The sequence below is a fragment of the Pseudomonas sp. H3_A02 genome, from assembly GCF_054671965.1.
In genome coordinates, this window is sequence record NZ_CP162807.1 from 3,634,418 (window position 1) to 3,648,026 (window position 13,609).

Annotated in this window: 13 protein-coding genes and 2 pseudogenes; 8 read left to right on the top strand and 7 right to left on the bottom strand. The window is 54.9% G+C overall.

Features of this window, described 5'->3' with window-relative positions; translation table 11 throughout:
• Positions 1–95 precede the first annotated feature (95 nt).
• Both AB4N80_RS16190 and AB4N80_RS16195 read right to left on the bottom strand, forming a co-directional pair.
• Entirely contained in the window at positions 96–251 is a 156-nt protein-coding gene (locus AB4N80_RS16190; protein WP_163006738.1) for a GNAT family N-acetyltransferase, read from the bottom strand.
• Positions 252–363: 112 nt separating this feature from the next.
• Positions 364–1,281, bottom strand: a complete 918-nt coding sequence (locus AB4N80_RS16195; RefSeq protein ID WP_460082972.1) for a LysR family transcriptional regulator — start codon at positions 1,279–1,281, stop codon at positions 364–366.
• An 85-nt stretch (positions 1,282–1,366) separates the two neighbouring features.
• Between AB4N80_RS16195 and AB4N80_RS16200 the strand changes: the two genes are divergently transcribed.
• From AB4N80_RS16200 to AB4N80_RS16220, 5 genes and pseudogenes are all read left to right on the top strand, one after another.
• Positions 1,367–2,158 carry an NAD(P)H-dependent oxidoreductase gene (locus AB4N80_RS16200; protein ID WP_460082975.1) on the top strand — a complete coding sequence of 264 codons (792 nt, stop codon included), beginning with the start codon at positions 1,367–1,369 and terminating at the stop codon, positions 2,156–2,158.
• Between the two features lie 131 nt (positions 2,159–2,289).
• Positions 2,290–2,722 (top strand): annotated as a pseudogene (locus AB4N80_RS16205) (helix-turn-helix domain-containing protein); the annotation flags it as partial.
• A 530-nt stretch (positions 2,723–3,252) separates the two neighbouring features.
• Positions 3,253–4,095, top strand: coding sequence for a hypothetical protein (locus tag AB4N80_RS16210; RefSeq protein ID WP_354338297.1), 843 nt, complete (start codon positions 3,253–3,255; stop codon positions 4,093–4,095).
• Positions 4,062–4,651: pseudogene (locus AB4N80_RS16215) on the top strand (transposase family protein); the annotation flags it as partial. The gene AB4N80_RS16210 and the pseudogene AB4N80_RS16215, both read left to right, overlap by 34 nt.
• Before the next feature lie 60 nt (positions 4,652–4,711).
• Positions 4,712–5,413 (top strand): hypothetical protein, encoded by a 702-nt coding sequence (locus AB4N80_RS16220; protein ID WP_354338298.1) that lies wholly within the window; start codon positions 4,712–4,714, stop codon positions 5,411–5,413.
• A 626-nt stretch (positions 5,414–6,039) separates the two neighbouring features.
• Here the strand turns inward: AB4N80_RS16220 and AB4N80_RS16225 are convergent.
• The 3 genes from AB4N80_RS16225 to AB4N80_RS16235 all read right to left on the bottom strand — a co-directional run bounded on the left by AB4N80_RS16225 (position 6,040) and on the right by AB4N80_RS16235 (position 8,762).
• The gene (locus AB4N80_RS16225) at positions 6,040–6,909 is read right to left on the bottom strand and encodes a restriction endonuclease (RefSeq protein WP_460082980.1); all 870 of its coding nucleotides are present in this window, start codon (positions 6,907–6,909) and stop codon (positions 6,040–6,042) included.
• Positions 6,910–7,344: 435 nt separating this feature from the next.
• Complete coding sequence (locus tag AB4N80_RS16230) at positions 7,345–7,617, bottom strand: hypothetical protein (RefSeq protein WP_039012360.1); 273 nt, start codon at positions 7,615–7,617, stop codon at positions 7,345–7,347.
• 278 nt (positions 7,618–7,895) lie between these two features.
• Positions 7,896–8,762, bottom strand: a complete 867-nt coding sequence (locus tag AB4N80_RS16235; RefSeq protein WP_354338302.1) for a LysR family transcriptional regulator — start codon at positions 8,760–8,762, stop codon at positions 7,896–7,898.
• Between the two features lie 102 nt (positions 8,763–8,864).
• Here AB4N80_RS16235 and AB4N80_RS16240 point away from each other — a divergent pair, with 102 nt between their 5' ends.
• Positions 8,865–9,782, top strand: coding sequence for a DMT family transporter (locus tag AB4N80_RS16240; protein ID WP_305490747.1), 918 nt, complete (start codon positions 8,865–8,867; stop codon positions 9,780–9,782).
• Positions 9,783–10,286: 504 nt separating this feature from the next.
• On the opposite strand, the gene AB4N80_RS16245 is transcribed toward AB4N80_RS16240, so the two are convergent.
• The gene (locus AB4N80_RS16245; RefSeq protein ID WP_122566246.1) at positions 10,287–10,829 is read right to left on the bottom strand and encodes a hypothetical protein; all 543 of its coding nucleotides are present in this window, start codon (positions 10,827–10,829) and stop codon (positions 10,287–10,289) included.
• 54 nt (positions 10,830–10,883) lie between these two features.
• Here AB4N80_RS16245 and AB4N80_RS16250 point away from each other — a divergent pair, with 54 nt between their 5' ends.
• Together AB4N80_RS16250 and AB4N80_RS16255 are read left to right on the top strand one after the other, a co-directional pair.
• Positions 10,884–11,015 (top strand): hypothetical protein, encoded by a 132-nt coding sequence (locus AB4N80_RS16250; RefSeq protein ID WP_277343017.1) that lies wholly within the window; start codon positions 10,884–10,886, stop codon positions 11,013–11,015.
• Between the two features lie 378 nt (positions 11,016–11,393).
• Positions 11,394–12,521, top strand: coding sequence for a mechanosensitive ion channel family protein (locus AB4N80_RS16255; protein ID WP_122566247.1), 1,128 nt, complete (start codon positions 11,394–11,396; stop codon positions 12,519–12,521).
• Between the two features lie 13 nt (positions 12,522–12,534).
• Here AB4N80_RS16255 and AB4N80_RS16260 read toward each other — a convergent pair whose 3' ends face one another.
• A complete protein-coding gene (locus AB4N80_RS16260; protein WP_122566248.1) occupies positions 12,535–13,608 on the bottom strand; it encodes a protein-glutamate methylesterase/protein-glutamine glutaminase in 1,074 nt (357 codons plus the stop codon).
• Between the last annotated feature and the right edge of the window lies 1 nt (position 13,609).

The window sequence follows — 13,609 nt, forward strand, 5'->3', positions numbered from 1 at the left end:
GAAACTGTACTTGGCGTTTTTCCAGCGGGCCCTGGAAGTGGTAGCGGGTGGTCAGTTTGAACAGATGCTCCGGTGTGTCGGTGTCGAACTGCTTGTTACCTCTGTGGGTTGGCGGCATCCTTGATGGTGTGGGTGCGCGCGTAGGTATAGCCACCGCCCATGCTGATGCGTGGTTCGATCGAGTAGCCCAGAGACTCATCGGACGTTTTGGCGTTCTCATTTGCGCTGACCATTTGCAGGTTGATCTTCATGCACCCTCGAAGGCGGGCAGCTTGCTGGCTACGTGGGGCTGCATGTGAGATCTGTCTCCCTTATTCGATCCCATGTTCTCCGGATGGCAAAGATTGAATGTGAGTGTCCGGTTTATTTCTGCGTGCCGGTTATTTCCAACGTCGAAGCAATAAGGTCGCGTAGCCACATATGGGCAGGATCGCGATGCAGTCGCTCGGGCCATAACATCAGCATTTCAAACCCGGGAATGGCGAGCGGAGGTGCCTGGACGTGAAGCGCTGGCTCATGTTTCACCAGCCTTTCCGGCACCACCGCAACCAAATCGCTGTGCAGCAATGCTGAGACCAGCGAGTTGAAATTGGACACGGACAATACCACTCGCCGTTCCAGACCTTCAGCTGCCAGCGCGTGGTCGGTACTGCCAACGAAGCCGGCGCCATCAGGTGACATGACGGCATGTTCAAGCGCGCAGAACGCTTTGAGCGACAGCTTGGTTGCCAGAGCGGGATGGTCGCGCCGCGCGGCCAGCACATAGCGTTCGTGAACCAAGGAGCGCTGACGCAACTTGGGCGGCGCTTCATCGCGGGTGTGCAGCGCCAGATCGATAAGGCCGTTTTCCAGATCCTTGGCAAAGTCGACAGTCGGTTTATTCATAAGCGCCAACCGCGTGTACGGCGCCAGGTGCCTGAGCTGCGAGAGCGACGGCCAGATCAAGGCAGTCGTCGCATAATCACTGGCAGCGATCTTCCACGTTTGATGGGACCGTCCGGGTTCAAAAGCGGCCACAGGACTCAGTGCGCTTTCCAGCGCGGCCAACGCGTCACGTAGGGGCCCCTGCAATTCGCGAGCTCGCTCGGTGGGCGACATCCCTCGAGGGCCAGGCAGCAAAAGCGGATCATCAAGAAGCTCTCTCAGCCTGCCCAGTTGCAGGCTGACGGTCGGTTGCGCGAGATTGAGCAGGCGCGCTGCCCGCGTCACATTTTGCTCGGCCAGCAAGGCATCCAATGTGACCAGCAGATTAAGATCCAGACGGCGCAAGCTATTGTGCATGTAAATACCATGTGTTTCGGGAATTCATTTCTATCATAGCGGATACAGGCTTACGGTGAGGGACACATTCAACGCGGAAGCCCTCATGAAAATACTGCTGATCTACGCCCACCCCGAACCTCGTTCGCTCAATGGAGCGCTCAAGGATTTTGCGATCACTCACCTGGAAACAGCAGGCCACGAGGTCGAAGTCTCAGATCTCTACGGCATGCAGTGGAAAGCATCCCTCGATCCGGACGACGCCCCAGGTTATGACGCAGAAACGCCTTTCAACCCAGCACTGGAATCCCAGCGTGTATTTGCCGCTGGCAGCCAACCGGCCGACATCCAGGCAGAGCAGGCCAAATTGCTCTGGGCCGATGCCGTCATCTTTCAATTTCCGCTGTGGTGGTTCTCGATGCCCGCGATTCTCAAGGGCTGGATCGAACGCGTCTACGCTTACGGGTTTGCCTATGGTGTCGGCGAACATAGCGAAAGCCACTGGGGCGATCGCTACGGCGAAGGCAGCATGACAGGCAAGCGCGCCATGTTGGTGGTCACAATGGGCGGTTGGGAATCCCACTACAGTGGGCGAGGGGTGAACGGCGCGTTGGATGACCTGCTATTTCCTATCCAGCACGGGGTGCTTTTCTATCCTGGCTTCACGGTCATGCCGGCCTTCCCAATCTATAAGACCAGCAAGATGGACGCCGCCCGGTTCCAATCCATTTGCACGGCTTATGCCGCTCGCTTGAATACGCTCTTCAGTGATCAACCCTTGCCATTTCGTCGCCAGAATCATGGCGATTACGAAATCCCGGCGTTGACGCTTAAGCCGCATCTTGCATCTGGTCGTTGTGATCTTGGTATTCATATCAGTGACGGCGAGAGTGTTTGAGGTAAAACGTGCAGTGGAGGCTTGAGCCCAAGGGCGTTGGTAGTCGGGTCGCGGGTCTCAGGATTGATCATTCTTGGAGGTCAGTAATGACCGTCCCAGCGATGCTCAGGGCGAACCCTTCTCCGAAGACCCTGGCCTCCGCCTATGAGCGAGAGATTATCTTCCGCGTACTCCAAGGCCTCCATGGCTGGATGTTGCGAGACATCGCCGCGCCGGATACCGCGATGGCCCGAATCAACCTGGCAATCCAATGAATCTGCGCGACTTCGCCGAGCCCATTGGTGTTGAGCGATTGGCGCAACGCGCTTCAATGAGCGTCTCGGCATTCCATCGTCACTTTAAAGCTGTCACCAACCTAAGCCCCTTGCAGTACCAGAAGCGGGTTCGCCTGCTCCAGGCCAGACCCTGATGGTGGCGAATGCCAAAAGCATCATGGCGGTTGCCTTCGAAGTGGGCTACGAGAGCGCGACGCAATTCAGCCGGGATTATGCGCGGGTGTTTGGACTTCCGCTCGGACAGGATGCCGGGAGGATACTTGGTAATATGAAAGCGGTTAGAGGCTAGTCGGTTGGTGGGTTGATGAGGGGATGGCTATTTTCTTGATCGGCGGCTTTCGGCCGATAGGATTAGACTACACCGCATTCCTGTCAGAGATTATTTTCATGCTGATTGAGTGCCAAAGGTGCGGCCAAGGTTACGTTCGAGCAATGCGGGTCCGCTCTACACAACTTTTGCTGTGGGTGTGTGAAGAATGTGAAGCAACGTGGGTTAGCCAGGCTGAGGTGAATGTCTGTAATTTTGAAGACTACGGAACATTAATGGCCGGCATTGGGCGCAGAGGTTTATGGTCAGAATTGGAACCACAGTGAAACTTTCGTCATCGGAACGGAAAAGTGCGGAAAGCGGACGGATTTATTGCTTGTAAATAGATCCGTCCCCTTTTCTATGCGTCCCCTTTTCTAATGGTTCCCACGCAATATGAGTGTTTGGCAATTTTCGGTTTTCGCCAGGGCAGAAAGTTATGGGGTAACACAGACTGCACGTTCAAGAGAGCCTAGGTCTTCATTTCTCGAAGTGGTTAGGTGGGGGATTTCTTGAAAGGAATAACGATTGAGGCTTTGGATTTAATGAGTGATGAGTTGATGGTTTCAGCAATTTGTTGGGAAATGGATGCAGCGGTGTCTGCCAGTTTTGCCCACGCTGTTAAGGTGACGGAAGAATTCCTGTTCTTTTGCCCTGAATGCCTGGTTGACGTTGCTGCTTCAATATCTACAAAGAAAAACTTCTTTTTCCGGGCACCTAAACTACACAGGCCAGGCTGTAAAAATGAGAAGCGTCAAAGTGATTCTACGCTGCCCGCTCGCTATCCTGTAAATCGGACCTCTCCTGACCCGGAACCGATCACCCCCAGTCACTTGGGCGATTTACCTAAACGCCGTAAGAAAAAGAAACCGTCAATGCCCGAGCGTCAGGCACTGGCGAAAAGCGTTCAGCCTGGCGCTGTCCTGCATCCAGGAACCCTACGGGAAGTTGTAGATGCATGGTTCACGATGAATATCTATCATCGTAAGCATTGTCTGCTGACCGTGGGCAGTACTCAAATGACCTATTATGATGCTTTTGCTTTATTGAGTTCGGGTGGAGATATTTCGACGCTAGGATGTGCAGTAAATGTAGTCTTTGGTTCGGCCTCGGTGAATAAGTATGGCGATTCTTTCTACGTAACCACTCGGAGTAAGTTCAAATTCGGGGAGCAGATGCTACCAATCAAAGCGCGGGTTCGACCTAGTGATCCTGATTTCGATTTGCTCAAGGACGGCCGTAAGAGCGTCCAAATCTTCGTACACGGGTCTACTCCGATTCCTGATAGTCAAATCCGTTATTTTCACCCACCTGTAGCAACACTCTACACAGGTTTCGTTATCAAACCCGAGTAGGCAGGTTAAGAAAAGGGTCATCCTTACTGCAAGGCCGTCGTCTGGCGCTGACGGGCTAGGGCGGTCTCTGCCGGGGCGAGCTACCCCAAATATGCCATCGAACGAGTAGATCGATTGCTGGGTAATCAGCACCTCAGAGCAGAGTGTCCACTGTTCTACCTGGGTGATGTTACGAGCGTTGCTGGGCTCGCTAAACATCCATTTATTTTGGTCGACTGGTCTCGAGTTGACGCCCCAAGAGGACGCGTTCTTGTTGAGAGCAGCGATCCCGTTGGCAGGACGCTCATTTCCCATTTATGAAAGTGTGCATGAGCGTGTGAGTCGCCCGAGATACCAAAAACGATTGCTCAACACACTGGCCGAACTACTGCCTAACGGCTGTATTCCCATCCTGGTAACTGACGCTGGTTTTCGGCGTCCATGGATAAAGGCGGTGGCAGCACAGGCCTGGTATTACGTGGCTCACATACGAAATCGTGAGCTTTATCGCAGTGGTGGCGCTGACTGGCAACCGGTGAACAGCCTGTATGCTCGGGATTTTTCCTCCTTGAAGAGATCAAAACAATAATGACATAGTAGCAAACCCATATTGATACCTCAGCATAAGGACGTGGCCGTGGCCATCAAGCCGTCTATCAGCATCTCATCTAGACACTATCTGTCGATCTCGCATCTATCAGCGGCTGCACTTTTCTCCCAGCGGGCGATGGCACTTGAGCCTGTATTAACGCTTGGAGAGCCTGCTTCAAACGAAGGTCTCCGTGAGCACCAAGCATGCGTGGTCACTAGCATTATGTTGTCAGTTGCGTTCTTGGAGGCGGTAATCAATGAGTTATGGGCTGATTGCAGTGAAGCTTTCGATTTTTCCCGGCATAAGGATCTCCAAAATGCTGAAGTGATGGGAGCTTTATGGAAGAGGTCACCTCTCAAACGGTCAACAATGCTTGAAAAATTTGAGCTGGCGCTTGAGTTGAATATGAAGCCGGCACTGTCGAGGGATGCTAGCCCATATCAGGATGTGAAGCTACTGGTCGAACTTCGAAATGCCTTGGTTCACTATGAGCCAGAGACCATATTTAATTTCAGTAATGACTCTGAGAACACCGAGGTCGAGCACAGGTTTGAAAAAAGACTTCGTGGGAAGTTTGAAATCAATAGGCTTACTGGGCCTGGCAATCCGTTTTATCCGGATAAGGTGCTTGGGGCAGGGTGTGCTCGCTGGGCGATAACAAGTGCGGTCGCATTTACAGATGATTTTTTCGGTAAGCTTGGTGTTCCGTCTATGTATGGTGACGTCCGTAAAATGTATGGGGTTTAGCTCGCAATCATGGATAATGGGTCGACTGTTTATATCTTCTCGAAAAAGGGGACGCCCATTAGCCGGTCTCAAGTCAAGGCTAAAAGCCAACTCGCCCTGCAGCTTTTAACTGTAGGGTTTCCCTTTGTCTCAACCTGCTCGGTTGAACCCGTCGTACCCGTTTTCTCATCAATGGCTACGACCGAGTCGTGCCTGACACCCATATGGATCAAGCGGTAGCAACACAACACGCACCGCCCTGGCAGTGAACTGTCCCAGAGAAACGTTGGTACCGCCAATGTGTCCAAAACGTGTCACAGAACTGTGGCTCGTGCGCATGGGGGATCGGGGACAGACCACGATTATGAGACGGTCCGATTATAGGTGAACCCAAATCGTGGTCTGTCCCCGGTTTCCCTAGGTGAACCCAAATCGTGGTCTGTCCCCGGTTTCCCACTGCCTGAAGACTGGATCAAAGAGGCCACTCGCTGGGCTTTCTGTTTCAAATGGCTTCACCAGAACTCTTATTAAGCGCGTTGCCACACATCAATCGGTCACCAATAGCCACACCTTGCGCAGCAATACAAGCGGGAGTGGTCGAAGTCGCATCGGCAAAAGCTATTACCGCATTACTGATGACAGTTCGCTTATGTTAGGCTTCGATTTTCGGTGACAGGTGCCGCTTGAGTCCAAAGCCCAGAAGGTGACTGTGACCAGCTTGAGTCCCTCTGTAGCAATTCTGAAAGTTTTGCAAAATCCATGAAGCTCATGGTTTCTGTATGCGCGCTATAGCTTTCTACAACCCCTTTCGCTATAGCGGAAGACGTTACAAGTAATGATTTATCGCGCTTATCGCGGTGTTGCACCCCAAATAGACGATCAGCAACTCCGATTCCTACATTATCTTTATGCCGCTTCACCTCTACGACTACAGTTTTATTTACACCACCTTCTACATAAAACGCGAGTATGTCTGTACCACCGTCTTTAGAGAAACGACTAAGCTCCACTCTATCAAACCCGATATCTCTCAGCACTGCTGATACAGCAATTTCAAACACCCTGGCATCGAGCTGCCTAATAAGAGCTGGGTCTTTTTTCAGGACGCCCAAAATACAGTTCTCGGCCTCGCCAATTGAAATATCTCGTTTATGCCTTTTCCTTTCGCCATTCTCAATTACGGTAAAAGCGTCTAGAAAAAAGTGATCAAATGTAGTATCGATAGGCATTTGGCCGCCTAACGAGCGATCACTTTTGTTGAACGCAAGGTTGGCGGAAGTAATATCTAAAACTCCGGATTTTGTTCCCTTAATTGAGGCCATTTCGCCATTACGGGCTTTTGCTAGACCATTGAGAAGCTGTTCAATCTCAAAAACGTCAGAAAAATAGTCCTGATAATCGGGATCCAAATACTCAAATGATGCTTCTATGGTATCGACCCTTTGAGTTGTAACCCTATCTACCTTGATAACAAACTCGTCAAGACCATTTTTATATATATTCTCAAGCTTACTCAAGCCATCCTCCTTAACTCCTGAAAAACAGGAGAGACTACACCAACCTTCAAAAGCAATTTAATTTAAAGACTGGCAAAAAATAACTTAAAAATTAGCAATTGTCCGGTTTAATACAATAGAGTTCTTTTCATACGCCTGATATTACATTGCATCGTCCACCAACTCCAACCCATTTGTAATTTTTGACTCGGGCTCGATACTTCAATGGTAATCAATTAGTCGACAATATTCCGGGTCGCCATGCAGTGGTTTGCAAACTGACCTGGTTGCAGCTAGACGGACTGAATCGCCCCAGGTTTCGTAGATACCCGACTGACCGCTTTTGGCCGATCTCTGCCGGTTAGGACCTTTAAACTAGGTGATCAGATCTGATGCACAGTGCAGATACCGTTCCTAATTACGTAAAACGGGCGCCTTCAGACGCCCGTCGTTCCATCAGCTTTCGACCTGCGCCTGAAGCCTCCGACCAATCACCTCCAGCAAATCACAGCCATCACGCAACGGAATCACCAGGAGCTGTGCGAAGTCCGAAAGCACCACCGTATCGCTGGTGATTTCAGAGCGAAATGCAATGTTTTCCAGTACCTGGGTCACCACACGTATTCGGTGATCAGCGGTTGCATGCAGAACGTCAAGCGGGGCTTGGGTATCAATAAGCAGGGAAGCGGGAGTGCAGTCGATGCCGGTGATGGGGATGTATCTTTCCATGGGATTGCTCCGATCAGGTTAATGGGCTGATCCGATCCTCAGGTCGCCAAACCTGATCGCTATTGAGCGATGGGCATCACTATAGATTTTGTCGGATTGGGTGGGGAAGGTGACGGGTTCCTAAAGCTTCGTAGGAGTTGCGATCGTTTTTTGCCGGAGGGATCTGACATGGCTGGCTCGGCTGATTCAAAACCATCAACAAACCGAGGTGTCAGCTTCAGGTCTGCTTCGCAGCCCAGCGGGAGCAAGCTCCCTCGCCACAGGGGAGAGTGCTGCAACTAGCCTTCGAACTCCGTTTGCAGCATCGTCAAAAACGCCTCCCTTGCAGGATGCCGGCCAGCGTTTTCATGCCAATAAAAAAGGTTATCAATCCCCGTCAGCTCAGGAAATTCATACCCCGTCCAACCCGCCCCCTGATGGTATTGCTCATAGATCCCCCGAGGCACCAACGAGACGCCTGCACCCGCGCTGACACAGCCTACGATGGCGCCATAACTGGCAATGCTGGTGATCGGTTGCACTTGGTCATGACGCAGCAGCCACTGCTCCAGCGCCAAGCGATATGGGCAACCCGTGGGCCACATGAAGATCGCCTTGCCTTGCAAATCGGCGGCGCTACGCAACGGGCCGTGGGACTCGGAGGCGATGAGCACCAGGTCTTCGCGGTACATCACGGCCCGCTTGAGCCCAGGCCGTTCGATGTCCACCGCCACGATCACGCCATCGAGTCGGTGATGCTGGATATCGTCCAGCAACTGCGCCCAGGTACCGGTGCTCAGTTCCAGTGACACTTGCGGATACTGCGCGTGGTATTTGGCGAGCAACTGCGGCAGGCGCCCGGTGGCGCTGGACTCGATCGCGCCGATGCGCAGTGGGCCGCTCGGTGCGCGGGTGGGGGCGACTGCGCGGCGGGCTTCTTCCGTCAGGCTCAGTATTTTTGTCGCGTACTCCAGAAACACTTCGCCCGCCGGGCTGACCCGCAGCCCGCGACCTTCGCGGAAAAACAACGGCGTGCCGAGCTCTCGTTCCAGGGACTTGAGGCGTGCGGTGATGTTGGACGGCACGCAGTGCAGCACTTCGGCGGCGCGGGCGATGCTGCCGGTGTCGCAGACCGTCTTGAGCATGCGCAGTTGGGACAGTTCCATAGCTCACCAAAAGTGAATGATGGACTGAGTTTAAGTCACTTGTGCTGAGGTGGGGTGGTTTCGATACTTCGAGGCAAATCGGCTAGTGAACAGGAACTCTAGATGGAAATGCGTTTTGCGCTGGTTGAAGGTTCCTCCGGCAAAACCGGTGTGAAGGTTATCCTAGCGACGCTGTTGGTGATCGTTTGCTGGGCCTATTCGCCGATTGGTATTCGCATTGGCTTGCAAGCTTACGAACCCGGTCAACTGGCGCTGATGCGTTTTCTCATCGCTTCAGTGTTCATGGCTCTTGTGGCGATGGTGAAGGGGATTTCCTGGCCGCGTCTCAGGGATTTGCCGTTGCTGGCGGTATTGGGTTTCTTTGCCGTCAGCCTGCACCACATCGCCCTCAATTACGGTCAGCGGTGCGTCAGCGCCGGGGCGGCCAGTGTGCTGGCCCAGTCCACGCCGTTGTTCAGCACGCTGCTGGCGCATTTTGTCTTCAAGGACAGGGTCAGTGGTTGGCAGTGGGGGTGTGTGCTGTGCGGCTTGCTTGGCGCGGGCGTGGTGGTCACGGGGGATCGTGGCTTGGGTGACCTGGACGCCCATGGACTCTTGATCCTGTTGGCGGCGCTGTCCTGGAGCCTGTATTTTGCTTTGCAGAAGCGCCATTGCCATCGTTATGACGGTTTGACCCTGGTTTGTTACACCGTTTGGTCGGGCACGGTTCTGTTGTTCATTTTTGCGCCGGGCATGTTGAGCGCGGCGCGACAGGGTTCGGCTTCGGTGAATCTTGCGGTGTTGGTTCTCGGTATTTTTCCCAGCGCCCTGGCGTACCTTGCTTGGGCTTACGTGCTGGCGCACAGCAACGTGAGTCGCGCTTCCATGGCGCTTTACCTGATACCGCCCACGGCGATGTTGATGGCTTCTTTGGTGCTGGCTGAGCGCCCGTCAGTGATGGTTGTTGTTGGGGCGGTGATTGTGTTGATGAGCGTGCTGGCGTTGAGGCTTGAGCCGGGGAGTGGGGCAAGAGTCAGATGATTCTGTCGTGGGTTTAGACAATGAGGTTGGATGTTGTAGCGGCTTTTTTTGGGGCTGTTGCGCAGCCCAGCGGGGATAAATCCCCTCGCCACAGGTTGCGTTGTGCCTACAACTTTTTCCATCCTCGGCCATCGCTCGTGCGGTAGGTTCCCCCAGTGGCGCAGCATCCACCGGCTCCAAATGCCATACGCCCCAGCTCAACCGTGACAGTCTCCTTTCCCTTACTCAGCGACTGCCGATCGCAACGGGTGAAAAAAGGGTAGGGCTCCGTTTCCAGCACCACGGCCCACGTCATGGCTTTCGCAGACTGGCCTTCGATCTTGTAAACCGCACAATCGTGAACAACCAGGTGAGCAAACTGCCCATTGAGCAGACCCTTGAAAACGAGCTCAGGTGGAGCGTCGAGCAGGGCGTTTTTCAGCGGGTCCGGCTCCGCACCGTATTCGCAAGCCACAAGCATGCACATGGCGAGAACCAGGCACGTTACCCGGACACGCTGCCGCACTATTTCTTGACCGAGTAATCCTGCCCCCACATCCGTACCGAACTGACTGCCTCGTTCATGCCTTCAAAAACAAACTTCTGCCGCACGGCGGTCTTCGGCGGAATAGTGACTTCGTCCGGGTTGTCCAGGCCGGTGAGGCGGTTGGAGTAACCCGCCTGGTCGATGGCCAGCAGCACGCCGGTCTGGCCGAGGTTGACTACGCGCAATTGGGTGTCGGTGCTGTTCTTGAAGCCGAGGGTGATGCTGACGTTGTCGTCGCTGGGTTCGAGCTTCAACACTTCAACGGCGATGCGATCTTTCATTTGCTCGCCGGAGGAAATGATCGCGGCACCATCGGTGCCTTGGGCCGATTCGCGGCCATCGAGCACGCCCTCGCTGACGCCACCCAGCAGGTTCTTGCCAGCGGTGATGAACGTTGAAACGGCTGCCTTGGTCGAGTCCTTGATGAGGCTGCCGTCCGTCGGTTCGCCTTCGGCAAAGCACAGGGAGCTGAGCAGGAGGCTGGAGACGAAGAGGGTGGAGCGTGACGGCAGAAAAGTCATACATGAATCCTTGAGGGGGGCCTGCGACATCGCCTGTCATAAGGGCGAGCGGCAATGATAGCCGTGATCGAGGCCCGTGAGCGATATACCTCCTTGAGTATTTCCGGCCTTGTGTCGTTCCCGGTCGCGGAGCAGGCACTGGTTGCATTGAGCGAGTCCTGTGCTGGCCTGGGGGCGTTCGTCTGATCCGTAGTTTCCTGCGTCAGGTGCCACTGTCACGAACCCGCGCCCCACCCTCAGAATAGCCACACGGTGAGCCTATCGGGCGGGCTGTGTACTGCAATTTTCTAGTCCAGGAGTGCGCATGACGAAGATGGCGATTTTTTTAGGTGGGTTTTTGGCACTGACCCTATTGATCGGCGTACTGGCGACGATTTCGCCGGTATAGGCAACGGATGTTGGCGCTTTCTCCTGGCGACCGACATGACGATTTCATTGAACACTGCGGTGCTCATAACGACTAATCCCCAACAGGCCACTTGATTTGCGCGATGGATCAAGCGGCGTTTTACCTGCCGCGGCTGCGTTCCCCATGCGCAGCCGCAGGACTTCAAGGGGTAAGCGATGATTGAGGGATTCGAGGGTTTTTTCACCGGGTACACGTTGCTGGGTATTTCGTTGGCTAGCTGGATCCTTGCATTTTGCGCTGCTGTGCTCAGCTACGTGTTTGCAAGAACCGCGATCCGGTTTGTTTTCCGGAGAATCCAGGCAAGGGCGAGTGCGGGCAATGGTCATCTTAGTTTCATTGCCAGCCAAGTGCTGTCAGCCACCAGCAACACGCTGCTGTTATTGGCGTCGATTCTGGTCGGGATAGGCATACTGGATTTGCCTGAGCGCTGGCTCAGTCGTGTCAGCAGCCTTTGGTTTGTGGTGGCCGCGTTGCAGGTCGGCTTATGGACGAACCGAGCGTTGGCGCTTTTGCTGCATCGCTATTTCTCTGTCCATGGCGCGAATGGGACATTTCAAGCCAGTGCCTTGGCGACCCTGAGTCTGTGGGGCGCAAGGGTGCTCCTATGGGCGGTGATTTTACTCGCAATGCTGTCGAACGTTGGCGTTAACATCACGGCCTTCGTGGCGAGCCTTGGCGTGGGTGGTATCGCAGTGGCACTCGCGGTCCAGAATATTCTTGGCGATGTGTTCGCCTCGCTGTCGATTGCCGTCGACAAGCCATTCGAGGTGGGCGATTTCATCGTGGTGGGTTCGCTTGCCGGTACGGTGGAGCACGTTGGCCTGAAGACGACCCGCATACGAAGTCTGGGGGGCGAACAAATCGTCATGGCGAACGCCGATATGATCGGAAGCACGATTCAGAATTACAAGCGGTTGCAGGAGCGTCGGATCGTGTTCGAGTTTCGCCTGACTTATGAATGTTCAACCGAACAGATCAGGCAGGTTACGCAACGGGTTGAAGCCATCATCAGGGATGAAGACCAGGCGCGGTTCGATCGGTGTCATTTCAAGAGTTTTGGCCAGAGCGCCCTGGAGTTCGAGACGGTCTACATCGTCCTGGACGCCAGCTATAACGTCTACATGGACGTCCAGCAGAGGATCAATCTGAAGATCATGGAAGCGGTTGCCGAGCTGGACACGAAATTTGCTTTTCCGTCACAGACCGTCCATGTCGCTTCATTGCCCGACTCCGTAGCACTTCGCCCGGTCACGCAGCATTCATCGCGCGCCGGGCATGCTTGATGTCACGCCCTTGTTACCGATGCAAAATCACCTGCGCAATCTCCTGCAACCCCATCACCCGTTGCGCCGCATTGAGTTTGATCGCTTCCTTGGGCATGCCGAAGACCACGCAGCTGGCTTCGTCCTGGGCCACGGTGCTGCCGCCGGCGTCGAGCATTTCCTTCAGGCCGCGGGCGCCGTCGTCGCCCATGCCGGTCATGATGATGCCGGTGGCGTTGCGGCCGGCGAATTTGGCGACTGAGCGAAACAGCACATCCACCGACGGGCGATGGCGGTTGACCAGCGGGCCGTCCACCACTTGCACGTGATAGAACGCGCCGCTGCGGGTCACCATCATATGTTTGCCGCCCGGGGCGATGAGCGCCAGGCCCGGGTGGATGCGGTCGTTGTTGCGGGCTTCGCGCACTTCGATCTGGCACAGGCTGTTGAGCCGGGCGGCGAACGAGGCGGTGAATTTTTCCGGCATGTGCTGGACGATAACGATGCCCGGGCACACCCGTGGCAGGGCGGTGAGCACCGCTTCCAGGGCCTGGGTGCCGCCGGTGGAGGTGCCCAGGGCGACGATGCGCTCGGTGGTCTGCGCCATGGCGTGGCCATTGGCGGCGGGCAGCATGGCGTCGGCGGTGAGTTTGGTGGCCGGGGTCAGCGCGGCTGGGGCGGGGCGCTTGCCCAGGTTGCGGACGTTGACCTGGGCGGCGGCGCGGATCGCCGAGACCAGCTCCGGCGCCGACTCCAACAGAAAACTCTTCAGCCCGGTGGTGGGCTTGGTGATGATTTCCACCGCGCCGGCGGCCATCGCCTGCAATGTGGTTTCCGCGCCCCGAGGCGTCAGGGACGAGCAGATCACCACCGGTGTGGGGCGCTCGCTCATGATTTTCTTCAGGAACGTGATGCCGTCCATGCGCGGCATTTCCACGTCCAGCACGATCACGTCGGGCCATTCCTTGGCCAGTTTGTCCATGGCGAAAATCGGGTCGGACGCCGCGCCCATGACGTGGATGTCCGGTGTCTCGCTCAGGATCGCCAATAACACCTGGCGAACCACGGCAGAGTCATCCACCAGCAGTACATTGATCTTTTTTGACATG

Coding starts and splice junctions, on each gene's coding strand:
- AB4N80_RS16190 (WP_163006738.1), bottom strand. CDS start 251: ATGAAGATCAACCTGCAAATGGTCAGCGCAAATGAGAACGCCAAAACG.
- AB4N80_RS16195 (WP_460082972.1), bottom strand. CDS start 1,281: ATGCACAATAGCTTGCGCCGTCTGGATCTTAATCTGCTGGTCACATTG.
- AB4N80_RS16200 (WP_460082975.1), top strand. CDS start 1,367: ATGAAAATACTGCTGATCTACGCCCACCCCGAACCTCGTTCGCTCAAT.
- AB4N80_RS16230 (WP_039012360.1), bottom strand. CDS start 7,617: ATGGAAAGATACATCCCCATCACCGGCATCGACTGCACTCCCGCTTCC.
- AB4N80_RS16235 (WP_354338302.1), bottom strand. CDS start 8,762: ATGGAACTGTCCCAACTGCGCATGCTCAAGACGGTCTGCGACACCGGC.
- AB4N80_RS16240 (WP_305490747.1), top strand. CDS start 8,865: ATGGAAATGCGTTTTGCGCTGGTTGAAGGTTCCTCCGGCAAAACCGGT.
- AB4N80_RS16245 (WP_122566246.1), bottom strand. CDS start 10,829: ATGACTTTTCTGCCGTCACGCTCCACCCTCTTCGTCTCCAGCCTCCTG.
- AB4N80_RS16250 (WP_277343017.1), top strand. CDS start 10,884: ATGATAGCCGTGATCGAGGCCCGTGAGCGATATACCTCCTTGAGTATT.
- AB4N80_RS16255 (WP_122566247.1), top strand. CDS start 11,394: ATGATTGAGGGATTCGAGGGTTTTTTCACCGGGTACACGTTGCTGGGT.
- AB4N80_RS16260 (WP_122566248.1), bottom strand. CDS start 13,608: ATGTCAAAAAAGATCAATGTACTGCTGGTGGATGACTCTGCCGTGGTT.